Origin of the sequence: Pseudomonas sp. SK2 (assembly GCF_016772395.1) — a bacterium.
GTDB lineage: Bacteria > Pseudomonadota > Gammaproteobacteria > Pseudomonadales > Pseudomonadaceae > Aquipseudomonas > Aquipseudomonas taiwanensis.
Window position 1 is genome coordinate 1377584 of the sequence record NZ_CP061944.1, and the last position, 15633, is coordinate 1393216.

The 15633-nt window shown below is 63.2% G+C and carries 10 protein-coding genes, 2 tRNA genes and 1 pseudogene; 7 read left to right on the top strand and 6 right to left on the bottom strand.

What is annotated here, in order from left to right:
- Positions 1–62: 62 nt before the first annotated feature.
- The 3 genes from IF103_RS06130 (at position 63) to IF103_RS06140 (ending at position 3059) form a co-directional block, all read left to right on the top strand.
- Positions 63–794 (top strand): GntR family transcriptional regulator, encoded by a 732-nt coding sequence (locus IF103_RS06130; RefSeq protein ID WP_023379195.1) that lies wholly within the window; start codon positions 63–65, stop codon positions 792–794.
- Between the two features lie 128 nt (positions 795–922).
- A complete protein-coding gene (locus IF103_RS06135; protein WP_023379196.1) occupies positions 923–2197 on the top strand; it encodes an MFS transporter in 1275 nt (424 codons plus the stop codon).
- Between the two features lie 28 nt (positions 2198–2225).
- On the top strand, positions 2226–3059 hold the full coding sequence (locus IF103_RS06140; protein WP_023379197.1) for an amidohydrolase family protein: 834 nt from the start codon (positions 2226–2228) through the stop codon (positions 3057–3059).
- A gap of 63 nt (positions 3060–3122) precedes the next feature.
- Here IF103_RS06140 and IF103_RS25315 read toward each other — a convergent pair whose 3' ends face one another.
- Complete coding sequence (locus IF103_RS25315; RefSeq protein ID WP_502709917.1) at positions 3123–3986, bottom strand: methyl-accepting chemotaxis protein; 864 nt, start codon at positions 3984–3986, stop codon at positions 3123–3125.
- A gap of 39 nt (positions 3987–4025) precedes the next feature.
- Positions 4026–5042, bottom strand: a pseudogene (locus IF103_RS25320) (methyl-accepting chemotaxis protein); the annotation flags it as partial.
- A 266-nt stretch (positions 5043–5308) separates the two neighbouring features.
- Between IF103_RS25320 and IF103_RS06150 the strand changes: the two are divergent.
- On the top strand, positions 5309–7186 hold the full coding sequence (locus tag IF103_RS06150) for a 1-acyl-sn-glycerol-3-phosphate acyltransferase (RefSeq protein ID WP_202675936.1): 1878 nt from the start codon (positions 5309–5311) through the stop codon (positions 7184–7186).
- A 15-nt stretch (positions 7187–7201) separates the two neighbouring features.
- Here IF103_RS06150 and sugE read toward each other — a convergent pair whose 3' ends face one another.
- The 3 genes from sugE to rdgC form a co-directional block, all read right to left on the bottom strand.
- Positions 7202–7519 (bottom strand): quaternary ammonium compound efflux SMR transporter SugE, encoded by a 318-nt coding sequence (sugE, locus tag IF103_RS06155; RefSeq protein ID WP_023379200.1) that lies wholly within the window; start codon positions 7517–7519, stop codon positions 7202–7204.
- 205 nt (positions 7520–7724) lie between these two features.
- Positions 7725–8690, bottom strand: a complete 966-nt coding sequence (locus tag IF103_RS06160; RefSeq protein ID WP_023379201.1) for a bile acid:sodium symporter family protein — start codon at positions 8688–8690, stop codon at positions 7725–7727.
- A 161-nt stretch (positions 8691–8851) separates the two neighbouring features.
- Entirely contained in the window at positions 8852–9772 is a 921-nt protein-coding gene (gene rdgC, locus IF103_RS06165; protein ID WP_027906891.1) for a recombination-associated protein RdgC, read from the bottom strand.
- Between the two features lie 217 nt (positions 9773–9989).
- Here rdgC and IF103_RS06170 point away from each other — a divergent pair.
- Both IF103_RS06170 and IF103_RS06175 read left to right on the top strand, forming a co-directional pair.
- A tRNA-Val gene (locus IF103_RS06170) sits at positions 9990–10065 on the top strand.
- A gap of 13 nt (positions 10066–10078) precedes the next feature.
- A tRNA-Asp gene (locus IF103_RS06175) sits at positions 10079–10155 on the top strand.
- A gap of 153 nt (positions 10156–10308) precedes the next feature.
- Here IF103_RS06175 and map read toward each other — a convergent pair.
- The gene (gene map, locus IF103_RS06180; RefSeq protein ID WP_104882077.1) at positions 10309–11085 is read right to left on the bottom strand and encodes a type I methionyl aminopeptidase; all 777 of its coding nucleotides are present in this window, start codon (positions 11083–11085) and stop codon (positions 10309–10311) included.
- A gap of 280 nt (positions 11086–11365) precedes the next feature.
- Between map and IF103_RS06185 the strand changes: the two genes are divergently transcribed.
- On the top strand, positions 11366–15388 hold the full coding sequence (locus IF103_RS06185; RefSeq protein WP_202675937.1) for a bifunctional nitrate reductase/sulfite reductase flavoprotein subunit alpha: 4023 nt from the start codon (positions 11366–11368) through the stop codon (positions 15386–15388).
- Positions 15389–15633: the final 245 nt, after the last annotated feature.

Sequence of the window (15633 nt, forward strand, 5' to 3'; positions counted from 1 at the left end):
CCACCGGGAATACTCTCGGAAAAATTCATATATATGTTTATATAACAAGACGAGAGCGACCCATGCACCCACTGTCCGGTGATGCTCGACTTCCCCGCTATCAACTGCTGCGCGACCACCTCGTGGAGCAGATCGCCAACAACCGCTGGCGTCCAGGCGAGGCTATTCCCACCGAAGCGGCGTTGTCGGCCGAGTTCGACATGTCTGTCGGCACCGTGCGCAAAGCCGTCGATGCGCTGGTGGCCGAAGGCGTGCTGGAACGCCAGCAGGGCCGGGGTACCTTCATCCGCCGCCCACAGTTCCAGTCCTCGCTGTTCCGATTCTTCCGCTTCGAAACCGTCAGTGGCGAACGGGTGATGCCGGAAAGCCGAATTCTGTCCATCGAGCCGGTCCTGGCGCCTTCCGCTGTGGCCCAAGCGCTTGGACTGCCGACCGAGGCCGAAGTCATCCGTATCATCCGTACCCGTCTGCTGGGGGCCCAGCCGGTGCTGGCCGAAGAAATCTGGTTGCCACGCCAGACCTTCCAGCCCTTGCTGGAGGTCGACCTCAACCAGAAGGGCCCGCTGCTTTACCCCATCTATGAGGCGCTATGCGGCCAGGTCGTCGCCTCCGCTGAAGAGACCCTGACCGCCGAAGCGGTCGATGCGGTGCATGCGCGCGTGCTGCAACTGCCGGTCGACAGCCCGGTAGTGGTGATCGAGCGCCTGGCCCGTGATTACGCCGGCAAACCTCTGGAGTGGCGCCGTTCACGCGGCCATGCGCAGCACTTCCGCTACCGCATCGACATTCGCTAAGCCGGTTTCATCCCGTTACCCGTCTGTGCCCTGGTGTCAGGGCGCAGTGGCTTCGCATGCCCGGTCGACGCGTGCCAAGCGCTTCGGCGCGCCCGACCGTCACACACACGACTAGAAGGATAACAATCATGTTCAGCTGGTATCGCCAGATCACTTCACGGGAACGCAAGACGTTCTGGGCCTGTTTCGGTGGCTGGTCGCTCGATGCGCTGGAAGTGCAGATGTTCGGCCTGGCGATTCCCGCCCTGATCGCCGCGTTTTCCCTGACCAAGGGCGATGCCGGCCTGATCAGCGGCCTGACCCTGGTCACTTCGGCAATCGGTGGTTGGCTGGGCGGTACCCTGTCGGACCGCTATGGCCGCGTGCGTACCCTGCAGTGGATGATCCTCTGGTTCTCCTTCTTCACCTTCCTCTCGGCCTTCGTTACCGGCTTCTACCCGCTGCTGTTCGTCAAGGCCATGCAAGGCTTTGGCATTGGCGGTGAGTGGGCTGCCGGCGCGGTGCTGATGGCCGAGACCATCAACCCGAAATACCGCGGCAAGGTCATGGGCACCGTGCAAAGCGCCTGGGCCGTGGGCTGGGGGCTGGCGGTGGCGCTGTTCGCGCTGATCTATTCGCTGGTGCCGCAGGAATTCGCCTGGCGGGTGATGTTCTTCGTCGGGTTGCTGCCGTCGCTGCTGATCATTTGGGTGCGCCGCAACGTGCAAGAGCCGGACAGTTTCCAGCGCTTGCAGAAAGAGAAGGCCATCCCCGGCAGCTTCTTCACGTCCATGGCCGGTATCTTCCGCCCGGAACTGCTGCGCGTGACGCTGTTGGGTGGCCTGCTGGGCCTGGGTGCCCATGGTGGTTACCATGCCGTCATGACATGGCTGCCGACCTTCCTGAAGACCGAGCGCAACCTCTCGGTGCTGAACTCCGGCGGCTACCTGGCCGTGATCATCTTCGCCTTCTGGTGTGGCTGCGTCGTGAGTGGCCAGTTGATCGACCGTATTGGCCGTCGCAAGAACATCCTGCTGTTCGCGCTGTGCTGCGTACTGACCGTGCAGGCCTATGTGTTCTTCCCGCTGACCAATACCCAGATGCTGTTCCTCGGTTTCCCGCTGGGCTTCTTCGCAGCGGGTATTCCGGCCAGTCTGGGGTCGTTCTTCAACGAGCTGTACCCAGCTGATGTGCGCGGTGCCGGGGTGGGCTTCTGCTACAACTTCGGGCGTGTGCTGTCGGCGGTGTTCCCGTTCCTGGTCGGCCACATGAGCGAGTCCATGTCCTTGGGGTCGGCCATCGGTATCGATGCGGGCATCGCCTATGGCGTTGCCGTGATCGCCGCGCTGTGCCTGCCGGAAACCCGTGGCCGCACCCTCGAAGCCGAACCGGCACCGGCGCTGTCTGGCGCTGTGACCAAGTAATTTCGATCAACCCGTTTCGATGAGAGCCATGCCCGACGTTCCCGCTCCAACCCTGACCGCCATCGACAGCCATGCCCACGTGTTCAGCCGTGGGCTGAACCTGGCCAGCGAGCGGCGTTATGCGCCCAGTTATGACGCCCCCCTGGGCGATTACCTGAGCCAGCTTCAGCACCATGGTTTCAGCCATGGTGTGCTGGTCCAGCCCAGCTTCCTGGGCACCGACAACCGCTACCTGCTGAGCGCCCTGCAGACCGTCCCGGGGCAATTGCGAGGCGTGGTGATGCTTGACCGGGACGTCGAGCGCCAGACGCTCGATGACATGACTCGCCAGGGCGTGAGGGGTGTTCGCCTGAACCTGATGGGCCAGGCTCTGCCAGACCTGACGGATGCGCAATGGCGCCCGATGCTGGAACGCATTGGCGAGCAGGGCTGGCATCTGGAGCTACACCGGCCTGTGGCGGACCTGCCCAGGCTGGTCCGCGCCCTGGAGCCCTATGGCCTGGATATCGTCATCGATCACTTTGGTCGGCCCGATGCCCGTGGCGGTTTGGGCCAGCCAGGTTTCGCCGAGATGCTGACCCTGGGCGGCAAAGGCAAGGTCTGGGTGAAAGTGTCCGGTGTCTATCGGCTGGAAGGTTCGCCCGAGCAGAACCTGGCGTTCGCCCGCCGGGCGCTGGTTGCGCTTGAAGCGCACTATGGCGCCGAGCGTCTGATGTGGGGCAGTGACTGGCCGCATACCCAGCATGAGTCGGCGGTGAGCTTTACCACGGTGATAGAGCAGTTCGAGGCGCTGGGTTGTTCGACCGAGTTGCGTCGGGCGTTGTTGGTGGATACCGCTCGATCGCTGTTCGGGTTTGCGTGACCGGTGGGCTGTACTGGCCTTCGCGGGTTCACCCGCGAAGAGGCCAGAAGCCTTACACCCGCATCACAGCCGGAACCGGCTGATCATCTCCTGCAATTGCCCGCCCAACCGCGCCAACTCGACACTGGATGCCGATGTCTGCTCACTCGCTTCTGCCGTTTGCTCTGAAATGTCCCTTACCGTCACCACGCTACGGCTGATTTCTTCAGCCACTGCGCTATGCTGCTCCGATGCCGCAGCAATCTGCTGGTTCATCGACTGGATTCCGGAAACCCGCTGGGTGATCCCTTCCAGCGCCAGACCTGCTTCGCGCACCAGTGCAACGCTGCTCGCGGTCAAGCTCTGGCTCTCTTGCATCAGCTCACTGACCGAGCGAGTGCCTTGCTCCAGGCTGCCGATCGCCGATTCGATCTCTTCGGTGGACGCCTGGGTGCGCTGGGCCAGGCTGCGCACTTCATCCGCCACAACCGCGAAGCCACGGCCAGCTTCACCAGCGCGGGCGGCCTCGATGGCGGCGTTGAGCGCCAGCAGGTTGGTCTGCTCGGCCACCGCCTTGATCACGTCCATCACCTTGCCGATGCGCTGGCTTTCGCTGCGCAGCGCATCCATGGCTTCACCGGTGGCCGCCACTTGGCTGGCCAGGCGATCTATCTGCACAACCGCGCGGCTCACCACGTGGTCGCCCTCACGGGCTTCCTGGTCGGTGGCGCTGGCGGCTTGCGAGGCTTCACCGGCATTGCGCGCCACTTCATGAACAGTGGCTGCCATTTCCTGCATGGCGGTGGCCACCTGGTCCGTTTCCACTTTCTGGTGAGTGGCGCCAGCGCTGGTTTGCTCGGTAATGGCCGACAATTGCTCGGTGGAACTGGCGATCTGCGAGATGCCGTCACGAACACGGGCAATGAGTTGGCGCAGGTTCCCGGTCATGGTCTTCAGGCTGTTCTGCAACTGGCCCAGTTCATCGCGGCGCTGGCTGGCCGGTTGCTCGCTGAGATCGCCCGCAGCCACTTGCTCCATGGCGCGCAGCACACGCTGCAGCGGCTGGCTGATCTGACGGGCGATGATGACCGCCGCCAAAGCACCCAACAGCAGGGCGAGGGCGGTGGTGACCAACTGCAAGGTCCTGGCGAACTGGCTGTCGTCTCTCACCGACGCCGCCTGGGCATCGAGCAGTTGGCCAATCACGCTGTTCAGGGTTTCGACGTTCTGGCCCATGGCGTTGCGGTAGTCCACCAGTTTGCTTACCTCGCCCCGGAAGGCTTCCACGGCCGCGGCGTAGGCATGTACCTGGCCGTTCAACTGTTCGAACTGGGGGCCAAAGCTGCCGTTGAACTTCGCCACCAGCCCTGGCAGATCATTCACGGTGGTAGCGATCTGCGCGTTCATCAACTGTTCGGTGTCGGCATTGGTGTTACCGGTATAGCCACGCACGTGGTAGCGCAGCAGGATCAGGTTTTCGCGGATCTGGTTGATCGCTTCGCTGCGCTCGAAACGCTGTTCGGCATCCGGCAGCGCACGCACCTGCTGGCGGATTTCTTCGATGCTGGCGAATGAGCGCGTGGCCAGCGCGCCCATTTCCTTCTGCGCTTCGCGCATCTTCTGATAGGACTGGAAGCTCAGCGACTGGTTGTGCGCATAGGCCTGCAAGGTTTGCTCGGCATCGTGCAGCCGCGAGAGATTGTCGCTCTTGACCAGGACGGCCCGCAATTTCGCCATCGGCGCCTGGAAAGCCTCCAGCGCGGCCTGCAACGCCTTGGCCTGGCTTTCCTCGCCATTGGCCATGGCATGGCGCAGGCGGGCCTCGCGCAAGTCGCCGAGCACATCGTTCAGGCGTGAGACATCGTTGACCACCTCGCTGCGGCGCACCAGGCTGCCGAGTCCGTTCCAGCTGATCAATGACTGGGCAAGGGTCAGGCACAGCACCAGGCCAAAACCAAGGAAGAGTTTACTGGCGATCTTCAGGTCGCCGAACCCGATAAACATAAACTGCTGCGCTCCTTTTCTTATGTGTTGGAGGAGACCGGAGGTCCATTCCCGCTACGAGATGTAGTCATCTATATGAATTATCGTCATATGTATCAAAATCTGAACCAGGAATGCATTAAATTTGCTGTCACATGGCCATCATTCTGTGATGAAGCGCCCAAATTCACGGCCTGGCTTGCCAACCCGAGGCTTTCCCGTGCAGATTTGTGGCCTGCCGCGTTGAACGTGCCTCCAATGACAAAAGCACTTCAGGAACATGGACGATGAGTCACCCCTCGCAATTCACCTTGCTCGGCAAACGGCGCTTCCTGCCGTTTTTCGTCACCCAGTTGCTGGGTGCTTTCAACGACAACCTGTTCAAGCAGTCATTGATCCTGGCGATCCTGTTCAAGCTCAGCCTCGGGGACGACGACCGCTCGATCTGGGTCAACCTGTGCGCGTTGCTGTTCATCCTGCCGTTCTTCCTGTTCTCGGCACTGGGCGGTCAGTTTGGCGAGAAATTCGCCAAGGACGCGTTGATCCGCGCGATCAAGCTGGCCGAGATCGGCATCATGGCGATCGGTGCGGTCGGCTTCGTCACCGATCACCTGGTGCTGATGTTGGTGGCGTTGTTCGGCATGGGGACCCACTCGGCGCTGTTCGGCCCGGCAAAGTATTCGATCCTGCCCCAGGCCCTGCGTGAAGAAGAGCTGGTGGGCGGTAACGGGCTGGTGGAGATGGGCACATTTCTGGCGATCCTCGCCGGCACCATCGGCGCTGGGGTGATGATGTCGACCGACAGCTATGCCGCGGTGGTGGCGGGCGGCGTGGTCGGTACCGCGGTGTTGGGTTACCTGGCCAGCCGCTGGATTCCGCGCGCCGCTGCCGCCTCCCCGCAGATGCCGCTGGACTGGAACATCTTCAAGCAGTCCTGGGCGATCCTGCGCCTGGGCCTGGGGCAGACGCCGGCGGTATCGCGCTCGATTGTCGGCAACTCCTGGTTCTGGTTCGTCGGCGCCATCTACCTGACCCAGATTCCGGCCTACGCCAAAGACTGGCTGCACGGAGACGGCACGGTCGTGACCCTGGTGCTGACCTTGTTCTCGGTGGGCATCGCCCTGGGTTCACTGCTGTGCGAGCGCCTCAGTGGGCGCAAGGTGGAGATCGGCCTGGTGCCGTTCGGCTCGTTCGGCCTGACCCTGTTCGGCCTGCTCTGGTGGTGGCATTCAGGGGATGTACCAGCCGCAGCCACCCCCCACGACTGGTTGACCTTGCTGGGCATGAGCCAAGCCTGGTGGATCATGCTGTCGATCGTCGGGCTTGGTGTGTTCGGTGGTTTCTACATCGTGCCGCTGTACGCATTGATCCAGGCCCGCACGGCCGAAGACCAGCGCGCTCGGGTCATCGCCGCCAACAACATCCTCAACGCCTTGTTCATGGTGGTTTCGGCGATTCTCACCATCCTCCTGCTGGGGCTGGCGGAGCTGACCATCCCGCAGCTGTTCCTGGTGGTGTCGTTGCTCAATGTCCTGGTGAACGCCTACATCTTCCGCATCGTGCCGGAATTCACCATGCGCTTCCTGATCTGGTTGCTCAGCCATTCCATGTACCGGGTGGAGCACCGTGACCTTGAGCGTATTCCTGACGAGGGCGCGGCGCTGTTGGTGTGCAACCATGTCTCGTTCGTCGACGCCTTGCTGCTGGGTGGGGCCATTCGCCGGCCAATACGGTTCGTCATGTACTACAAGATCTTCAACCTACCGGTGCTCAACTTCGTGTTCCGCACCGCAGGCGCCATTCCCATTGCCGGGCGCGGCGAGGACGAGGTGATCTACGAGCGTGCCTTTGCCCGCATTGCCGAGTACCTGAAGGCGGGCGAGGTGGTGTGCATCTTCCCCGAGGGCAAGCTGACCGGTGACGGGGAGATCGACGTATTCAAAGGTGGCGTCAGCCGTATTCTCGATGAAACCCCGGTGCCGGTGATTCCCCTGGCACTGCAAGGGTTGTGGGGCAGCTTCTTCAGCCGTGATCCGGCCAAGGGCTTCTTCAAGCGCCTGTGGTCACGCGTGACCATCGTGGCTGGCGCCGCCATCCCGGTGGAGGCGGCGCAGCCTGAAGCCCTGCGTGAGCAGGTCAGTCGCTTGCGAGGGGAGGTTCGCTGAGGTGCAGGGGGAAGGTCAGCTGGCGCTGACCTTCAGGCCGACCAGGCCGGTGACGATCAGTGCCACGCTGGCCAGTCGCACCAGAGCCATGGATTCGCCGAACAGGATGATGCCAGCGATCACCGTGCCGACTGCGCCGACACCGGTCCAGATGGCGTAGGCGGTGCCCAGGGGCAGTTCCTTCATCGCAAGCCCCAGCAGACCGAGGCTGATGGCCATGGCCGCGACGGTGAGCACGGTGGGCAAGGGTTTGCTGAAGCCGTCGGTGTACTTGAGGCCGACCGCCCAGCCGACTTCGAACAAGCCGGCGAAGAACAGAATGATCCAGGACATGAGTGTGTCTCCATCGTTTGAAAGATGGGGCCGTCCCCGGAATGGTCACGCGGTGCGTCGTGAGGCCGTCCTCACAGTGGGCACTATAGTGCACATTTGCGCGGTTCCGGGCAAGCCTGTGCCGACGTGATCGCCCCCTGTCCGACTGCAGCAGACAACCTGTGTGAACGGGTTTACCCGCGACGAGGTCGGCACAGGCACGCTGTCAATTCCCGGCCGGTTCAATGTCTCCAACCGCAGGCTTCGGCGCTTCCAGGCGGCGGAACCAGGTGGACAGCAACGCCCCGGAAATATTGTGCCAAACGCTGAACAACGCACTCGGCACTGCCGCCAGCGGGGAGAAGTGCGCCGCAGCCAACGCCGCGCCAAGCCCCGAGTTCTGCATGCCCACCTCCAGCGCCAGCGACTTGCGCTGGGCCAGTGGCAGTTTGCACAGCTTGCCGGTGAGGTAACCCAGCAGGTAGCCGAAGCTGTTGTGCAGTACCACCACCGCCATGATCAGCAGGCCGGACTCGGCAATCTTCGCCTGGCTGGCTGCCACCACGGCGCAGACGATCATCACGATGCTGATCACCGACACCAGCGGCAGTACCTGTACCGCCACTTGGACCCGCGCACCGAGCAGGCGCTGGGCCAGCACGCCGAGCACGATCGGCAGCATCACCAGCTGCAGAATCGACCAGAACATGTCCATGAAGGACACTGGCAACCAGGCCGAAGCCAAGAACCAGATCAGCGCCGGGGTGAGCAGTGGCGCGAGCAGGGTGGTTACCGCTGCGATCGCCACCGCCAAGGCAAGGTCGCCCTTGGACAGCCACACCATCACGTTCGAAGCCGTGCCACTGGGGCAGCAGCCAACCAGGATCACACCCACCGCGATTTCGGCGGGCAGGTGGAATAGCTGGCAAAGCAACCAGGCCATGCCTGGCATGATCACGAAATGCGCCACCACCCCGAGGGCAACGCGCCACGGCTGGCGAGCGAGGGCGGCGAAGTCGTCGAGCTTGAGCGTAAGGCCCATGCCGAACATCACCACACCCAGGAGCGGCACGATGGCCACTTTCAGCGCGATGAACCATTGTGGTTGCAGGAAGGCCAGGCAGGCGAACACCAGTACCCACAGGGCGAAGGTGTTGCCGACGAAGCGGCTGAGGGCGGCGAGTGCACGCATGGGCAGGTCCTTGTTCTGTTAAACGCTGTTTTTTGCAGGCCCTATCGCCGGCAAGCCGGCTCCTGCAGGTGTTGCGAACCCCTGCAGGAGCCGGCTTGCCGGCGATAGGGCCGCTACTGACCCAGACTGAATTCCCGGCCAGCACCGCCAGTCGATGCGACTCAGACCCCTTGTGGGATCTCCTCGCCACCCAGTGCCTCGAACAGCGCCGGCAAGAACTCGGTGAAGGTCATCATCATCAACGTGAAGCTGGCATCGAACTGTTGCTGGGCTTCGTCGCCACCGTCCTGTTCGGCCTGCTCTTGCAGCAACTCCTCGAACTTCAGGCGCTTGATCACCATCTTGTCGTCGAGCACGAACGACAATTTGTCCTGCCAGGCCAGGGCCAGCTGGGTAACCACCTTGCCGGTGCTCAGGTGCAGCTGGATTTCCTCACCGGTCAGGTCCTGACGCTTGCAGCGCACGATGCCACCGTCTTCGGCGGTGTCGCGCAGCTCGCACTCGTCCAGCACATAGAAGCCTTCGGCCGCCTGTTGCGACTTGACCCAGTCGGTCATCGTCGCGGTCGGCGCGATCTTCACGGTCGCCGGGCGAACCGGCAGCGAGCCCATGACTTCACGCAGGGTCGACAACAGGTCTTCGGCGCGCTTGGCACTGGCCGAGTTGACCAGAATCATGCCCAGGCGCGGGGCGATGGCGGCGAAGATCATCGAGCGACGGATGAACGCGCGTGGCAGGAACGCCTGGATGATGTCGTCCTTGATCTGGTCGCGCTCCTTTTTATAGACCTTGCGCATTTGCTCGGTCTCGATCTCTTCGACCTTTTCCTTCACCGCATCGTTGACCACGCTGCTAGGCAGGATGCGCTCTTCCTTGCGCGCGGCAATCAGCAGGAATTCGCCGCTGACGTGCACCAGCGGGGCATCCTCGCCCTTGCCGAACGGCGCGACGAAACCATAGGTGGTCAGCTCCTGGCTGGCGCAGGGGCGGGCCGGCTTGCTGGCCAGGGCAGCTTCCAGCGCTTCGGGCTCGAACGGGACATCCTGGGTCAAGCGGTAGGTCAGCAGGTTCTTGAACCACATGAGGGGGAATCTCTCCTTAGTGCATAAGGCGGGCATTATTCTCCGAGGGGTGGTCCCAGGCCAACCCTGTCATAGGGCCAGTAGCTATATAGAGAGAAGGAAAAGCCAGCTGCTGCTAGGTCTTTGAAAGGCCTGAAAATTTTTTTTAAAAAAGTCGAAAAAAGTGCTTGCCAGGGTGGGAGGTCATCCGTAGAATGCGCGCCACACCGAGACGAAAGGGTGATTAGCTCAGCCGGGAGAGCATCTGCCTTACAAGCAGAGGGTCGGCGGTTCGATCCCGTCATCACCCACCACTCGATGTATAGTGCAGCGGTAGTTCAGTCGGTTAGAATACCGGCCTGTCACGCCGGGGGTCGCGGGTTCGAGTCCCGTCCGCTGCGCCATATTCCAGCTTCCAGGGCCCACTGAACACCCGGAAGCCACAAAGAAAGCGACCTTAGGGTCGCTTTTTTTGTTTCTGCGCCGGCTGAATCGGCGTGGCGGAAGGTGTCGCCGCCGATTTGCCCCTATTGGACGGCATCGCCACCTCGCCAGTCTCAACGATTGCGCTCTTCCTCCCGTAGCGTCAGTACCTCGACGCCGTTTTCAGTCACCGCCACGGTATGCTCCCACTGCGCCGACAGCGTGTGGTCGCGGGTAATCACTGTCCAGCCATCGCGCAGCGTTCGTGTTCCCCGCCCGCCCTGGTTGATCATCGGCTCGATGGTGAACACCATCCCCGGTTGCAACTTCATGCCCATGCCGCGTTGGCCGTAGTGCAGCACTTCGGGCGCCTCATGCATCTGCTTGCCGATACCGTGCCCGCAATACTCGCGCACCACGCTGTAGCCCGCCGCCTCGGCGTGGGCCTGGATGGCGTGACCGACATCGCCCAGGGTGGCCCCGGGGCGTACCTGCCCGATGCCTTTCCACAATGCCTCATAGGTGGTGTCGACCAGGCGGCGGGCCTCGTCGCTTATGGCCCCGATGCTGTACATCTTCGATGAATCAGCGATGTAGCCACCCTGTTCGAGGGTGATATCGACATTAATGATCGAGCCTTCCTGGAGCACCTCCTCCGCCTTGGGCATGCCATGACACACCACATGGTCCACCGAGGTGTTGAGCGAGTAGGGGAAGCCGTACTGGCCTTTGCTGGCCGGGCGTGCCTTGAGGGTCTGGGTGATGAAGGCCTCGGCACGGTCGTTGATCTGCATCGTGGTAATGCCGGGGCGAATAAAACAGTCGAGGTCGGCGAACACCTGCGCCAACAGTTGGCCTGCGTTGCGCATCAGGTCGAGTTGGGCGGGCGTCTTGAGGATCACCTTGGACATGGGACAGGAAGCGGCTCTTGATGAAAAGTGCCCCAGCATAGCGCTGCGGGGCTTGATCACGCCACCGCGTGGTGCGCTGCCTGGCCGATACCGGCAGGCGCCGGCTTGCCGGCGATGGTGCCGGTCCAGCTGGCCCAAAACTTGCTCAGCCACTGCCTAGAGGGCCATCAACGTCGATGCCCCCGACATTCCACGACAAAGGCGCCGTGTTGCCCCCCGCTTGCCAAGCAAGCTCGGGGCAGCCGGCGCCTTTTTCGTTTCTGCCTACAGGAGACTACCCATGACCCGCAGCGAAGTACGCAGTGTCTGCCCGTATTGCGGCGTCGGCTGCGGCATTGTGTTGAGCGTGGCCAATGGCAAGGTCGGCAAGGTCAGTGGCGACAAGCTGCACCCCAGCAATTTCGGTCGTCTGTGCACCAAGGGCCTCACCGCCCATGTGCCGCTGAACGCTGCCGGGCGTATGGAGGAGGCCTTCGTGCGCCAGCAGCGCAACCAGGAGCCAGCCCGCACCCCTCTGGACCTCGCCATCGAACAAGCCGCCGGGCGTTTGCGTGGCATCATCGACCAGCACGGCGCCGATGCCGTGGCACTGTACGTCTCTGGGCAAATGTCGCTGGAAGCCCAGTACCTGGCCAATAAATTGGCCAAGGGTTTTATCCGCACCCGCCATATCGAATCAAACTCGCGCCTGTGCATGGCCAGCGCCGGCAGCGGCTACAAGCTTTCGCTCGGCGCCGATGGCCCGCCCGGCAGTTACCAGGATTTCGAGCATGCCGAAGTGTTCCTGGTGATCGGCGCGAACATGGCCGACTGCCACCCGATTCTGTTCCTGCGCCTGCTTGACCGCGTCAAGGCCGGGGCCAAGCTGATCGTGGTCGACCCACGCCGCACGGCCACTGCCGACAAGGCCGACCTGTTCCTGCAAGTGCGTCCCGGCAGCGACATGGCGCTGCTCAATGGCCTGCTGCATCTGCTGCACCGCAATGGTCATACCGACCCGGATTTCATCGCCCGCCATACCGAGGGTTGGGACGAAATGCCCGATTTCCTCGAGGACTACAGCCCCGAGCGCGTTGCCGCCATCACCGGATTGGCGCAAGCCGATATTCGTCAGGCCGCCGAGTGGATCGGCTCGGCCGGGGAATGGATGAGTTGCTGGACCATGGGCCTGAACCAGAGTGTCCACGGCACCTGGCACAGCAATGCCCTGTGCAATCTGCACCTGGCCACTGGCGCCATCTGTCGTCCAGGCAGCGGGCCGTTCTCCTTGACCGGGCAGCCCAATGCCATGGGGGGCCGCGAGATGGGCTACATGGGGCCGGGCCTGCCGGGGCAGCGCTCGGCACTGGTGGATGCGGATCGGGCCTTTGTCGAGCACCAATGGGGCCTGGCCCCAGGCAGCCTGCGCAGCGAAGGTGCAGAGGGCACGGTGGCATTGTTCGAGCAGATGAAGGCTGGCGAGGTGAAAGCCTGCTGGATCATCTGCAGTAACCCCGTGGCCAGTGTCGCCAATCGCCAGCAAGTCATCGAGGGCCTGCGCCAGGCTGAACTGGTCATCAGCCAGGATGCCTTTCTCGACACCGAGACCAACCGCTACGCCGACATTCTCCTGCCTGCCGCGCTCTGGGCCGAAGGCGAGGGTGTGATGATCAACAGCGAGCGCAACCTTACCCTCATGCCTCGCGCTGTCGAGCCGCCGGGGCAGAGCTTGCCCGACTGGCAACTCATCGCCCGGGTGGCCTGCGCCATGGGGTATGCCCATGCCTTCGACTACCGCGACGCCGAGTCGGTATACGAGGAGATCCGCCAGTTCTGGAACCCCACCACAGGCTACGACCTGCGGGGTATCGGCTACCCCGAACTGCGCCATAGCCCCCGCCAGTGGCCCTGCGCGCCAGGCGACGAGGGCGATCGCAGCCCAGTGCGCTACCTCAATTACGGTCGAAGCCAGCACCTGGTGAGCGACGCCGAAGGCCTGCGCCCCGCACTGGCTTTTCCTACCCCCAGCGGCAAGGCGCGTTTCTTCGCCAGGCCGTGGCTGCCGGCACCAGAGCTGCCGGATGCCGATTATCCCCTGGTGCTCAACACCGGGCGCGTGCAGCACCAGTGGCACACGCTGACCAAGACCGGCAAGGTGCCGGCGCTGAACAAGCTGGAGCCCGGCCCCTTCGTCGAGCTGCATCCGGAAGATGCCGAGCGCCTGGGCATTCGCGACAAGGACCCAGTGGCGATCCGCTCGCGCCGTGGCCAAGCCGTGTTGCCCGCACGGGTCAGTGACCGGGTCATGCCTGGCAATTGTTTCGCGCCATTCCACTGGAACGATGTGTTCGGCGAGCACTTGGCAATCAATGCCGTGACCTGTGATGCGGTCGACCCCCTGTCGCTGCAGCCGGCCTTCAAGCATTGCGCGGTGGCCCTGGAGCGGGTCGCCGGTGAACGCATCGACGCCCTCGACCTGGGCGCCGCCACCCGCACTTCGGAGCCCGCCACCATGCCGACCGCCACGCTGTCCCGTCTGCTTGGCCTGGATGCGCTGCCTGCCCCGGTTCTGGCCGACGATGAGCGCCACTACTTGCAAGGTTTCCTGCTCGGCCTGGACCAGGCGCGCATTGAAGGGGTGCCGTGCCTGCCAGCCAACGCGCCGCTGGCGGCGGCCCAACGTTTGTTCGTCGATGGGCTGCTGGCGGGGCTTTACGCCCAGTCGGCGCCTGCGCAGGTCGATGTCCCCCGGCACCAAGTGCTGTGGGCATCGCAGACCGGCAATGGTGAAGCCCTGGCCGAGCGTTGCGCTGGGCACTTGCGCAGCGCCGGCCTGGCGGTGCAGTTGAACTGCATGGAGGCGGTCACCCCACGGCAGTTGCAGGGCGCTGCGAGCGTTGTGCTGATTGCCAGCACGTTCGGCGACGGTGATGCGCCCGATACCGGTACTGCGTTCTGGAATGCGTTGCAAGGCGAAGAGGGGGGGCATTGCGCCGATCTGCCCTATGCCGTGCTGGCCCTCGGAGACTCGAGCTACGACCAGTTCTGCGGGTTTGGCCGCAAGCTCGATCAGCGCCTTGCCGAGCTGGGCGGCCGACGCCTGTTGCCGCGTGTCGACTGCGAGCCGGATTTCGACGAAACCTTCGCCAACTGGCTCCAAGCCTTGCTGCCCGAGCTCGGGCCTGCCACCACGCTCGAACCAGCCAGGGAAGCCCTGCCGGCGCCGCTCTACAGCAAGCAACGACCATGGTCGGCGACCCTACTCGAAAACCGCGTGCTCAATGCCCCAGGAGCCAGCAAGGAAACCCGTCAGCTGGTATTCGACCTCGCTGGCAGTGGCTTCACCTATGAGGCCGGTGATGCCCTTGGGGTGTGGCCACGCAACTGCCCGGCATTGGTCGAAGAGCTCTTGGCGTTGATGCACCTCGATGGCCAGGCGTTGGTCGAACTCAACGGGAAGCCCGCCATGCCCTTGGTTGAGGCCCTGGCGCAGCACCTGGAGATCGCGCGGGTCACGCCGCAGCAGTTGCAGGTATTCGGTCGCCACCAGCCGGCCTTGCAGCGTCTGTTGCAACCGGAGCACAAGGCCGAATTGCAGGAGTGGCTGTGGGGCCGGCAGTTGGCCGATGTGCTGCGCGAGTATCCTCAGGACTTACCGCTGGCCAGCTGGCTTGAGTTGCTCAAACCACTGCAACCGCGCCTGTATTCGATCAGCTCGAGCCCGTCCGCTCACCCCGATCAGGTGCACCTGACCGTCTCGACCGTACGCTATGGTCAGCGCAAGGGCGTTTGCTCGGCTTTTCTCGCCGACCGCGCGGACACCTTGAAGGTGGCGATTTTCCCGCAGGTATCGAAGCACTTTCGCCTGCCGGAGGACGACAACGCGCCTGTGATCATGGTCGGCCCCGGTACCGGCATCGCACCGTTCCGGGCGTTTCTGGAAGAGCGTGAGGCTCGCGGTGCCTGTGGCGAAAACTGGCTGTTCTTCGGCGAGCAGTACGCCGCCAGTGATTTCTATTACAAGGAGCAACTGCTGGCCTGGGTGGCAGCCGGGCATCTGCGTCTGGACACCGCGTTCTCCCGCGACCAGGCCGAAAAGATCTACGTGCAACAGCGTCTGCGTGAGCAAGGCGCGCAGGTGTGGCGCTGGCTTGAATCAGGGGCGTACTTCTATGTGTGTGGCGATGCCCAGCGTATGGCCAAGGATGTGGACGGCGCCCTGCGCGAGGTCGTGGCGGTGCATGGCCAGATGAGCAACGAGGCGGCGGAGGCTTACGTTGAAGCGTTGAGCAAGGCCAAGCGCTACCGGCGAGATGTGTATTGATTGCACCGGGATGGTGAGGGATGCACTTCGGTGGTGCGGTTTTCAATGCCTTATCGCCGGCAAGCCGGCGCCTGCGAAGACCGCACCGAACCTGTGGGCGCCGGCTTGACGGCGATGAATCCAGCGCAGTCACCCCATCGGCAGTGGTCCAGCAGCATTTGGCACACTCCCTGCTACATCCGTTTCACAACATGCCCCACTGATCAACGGCGATCAATCAGGGGCCCACCGTGATGAGTACAGGC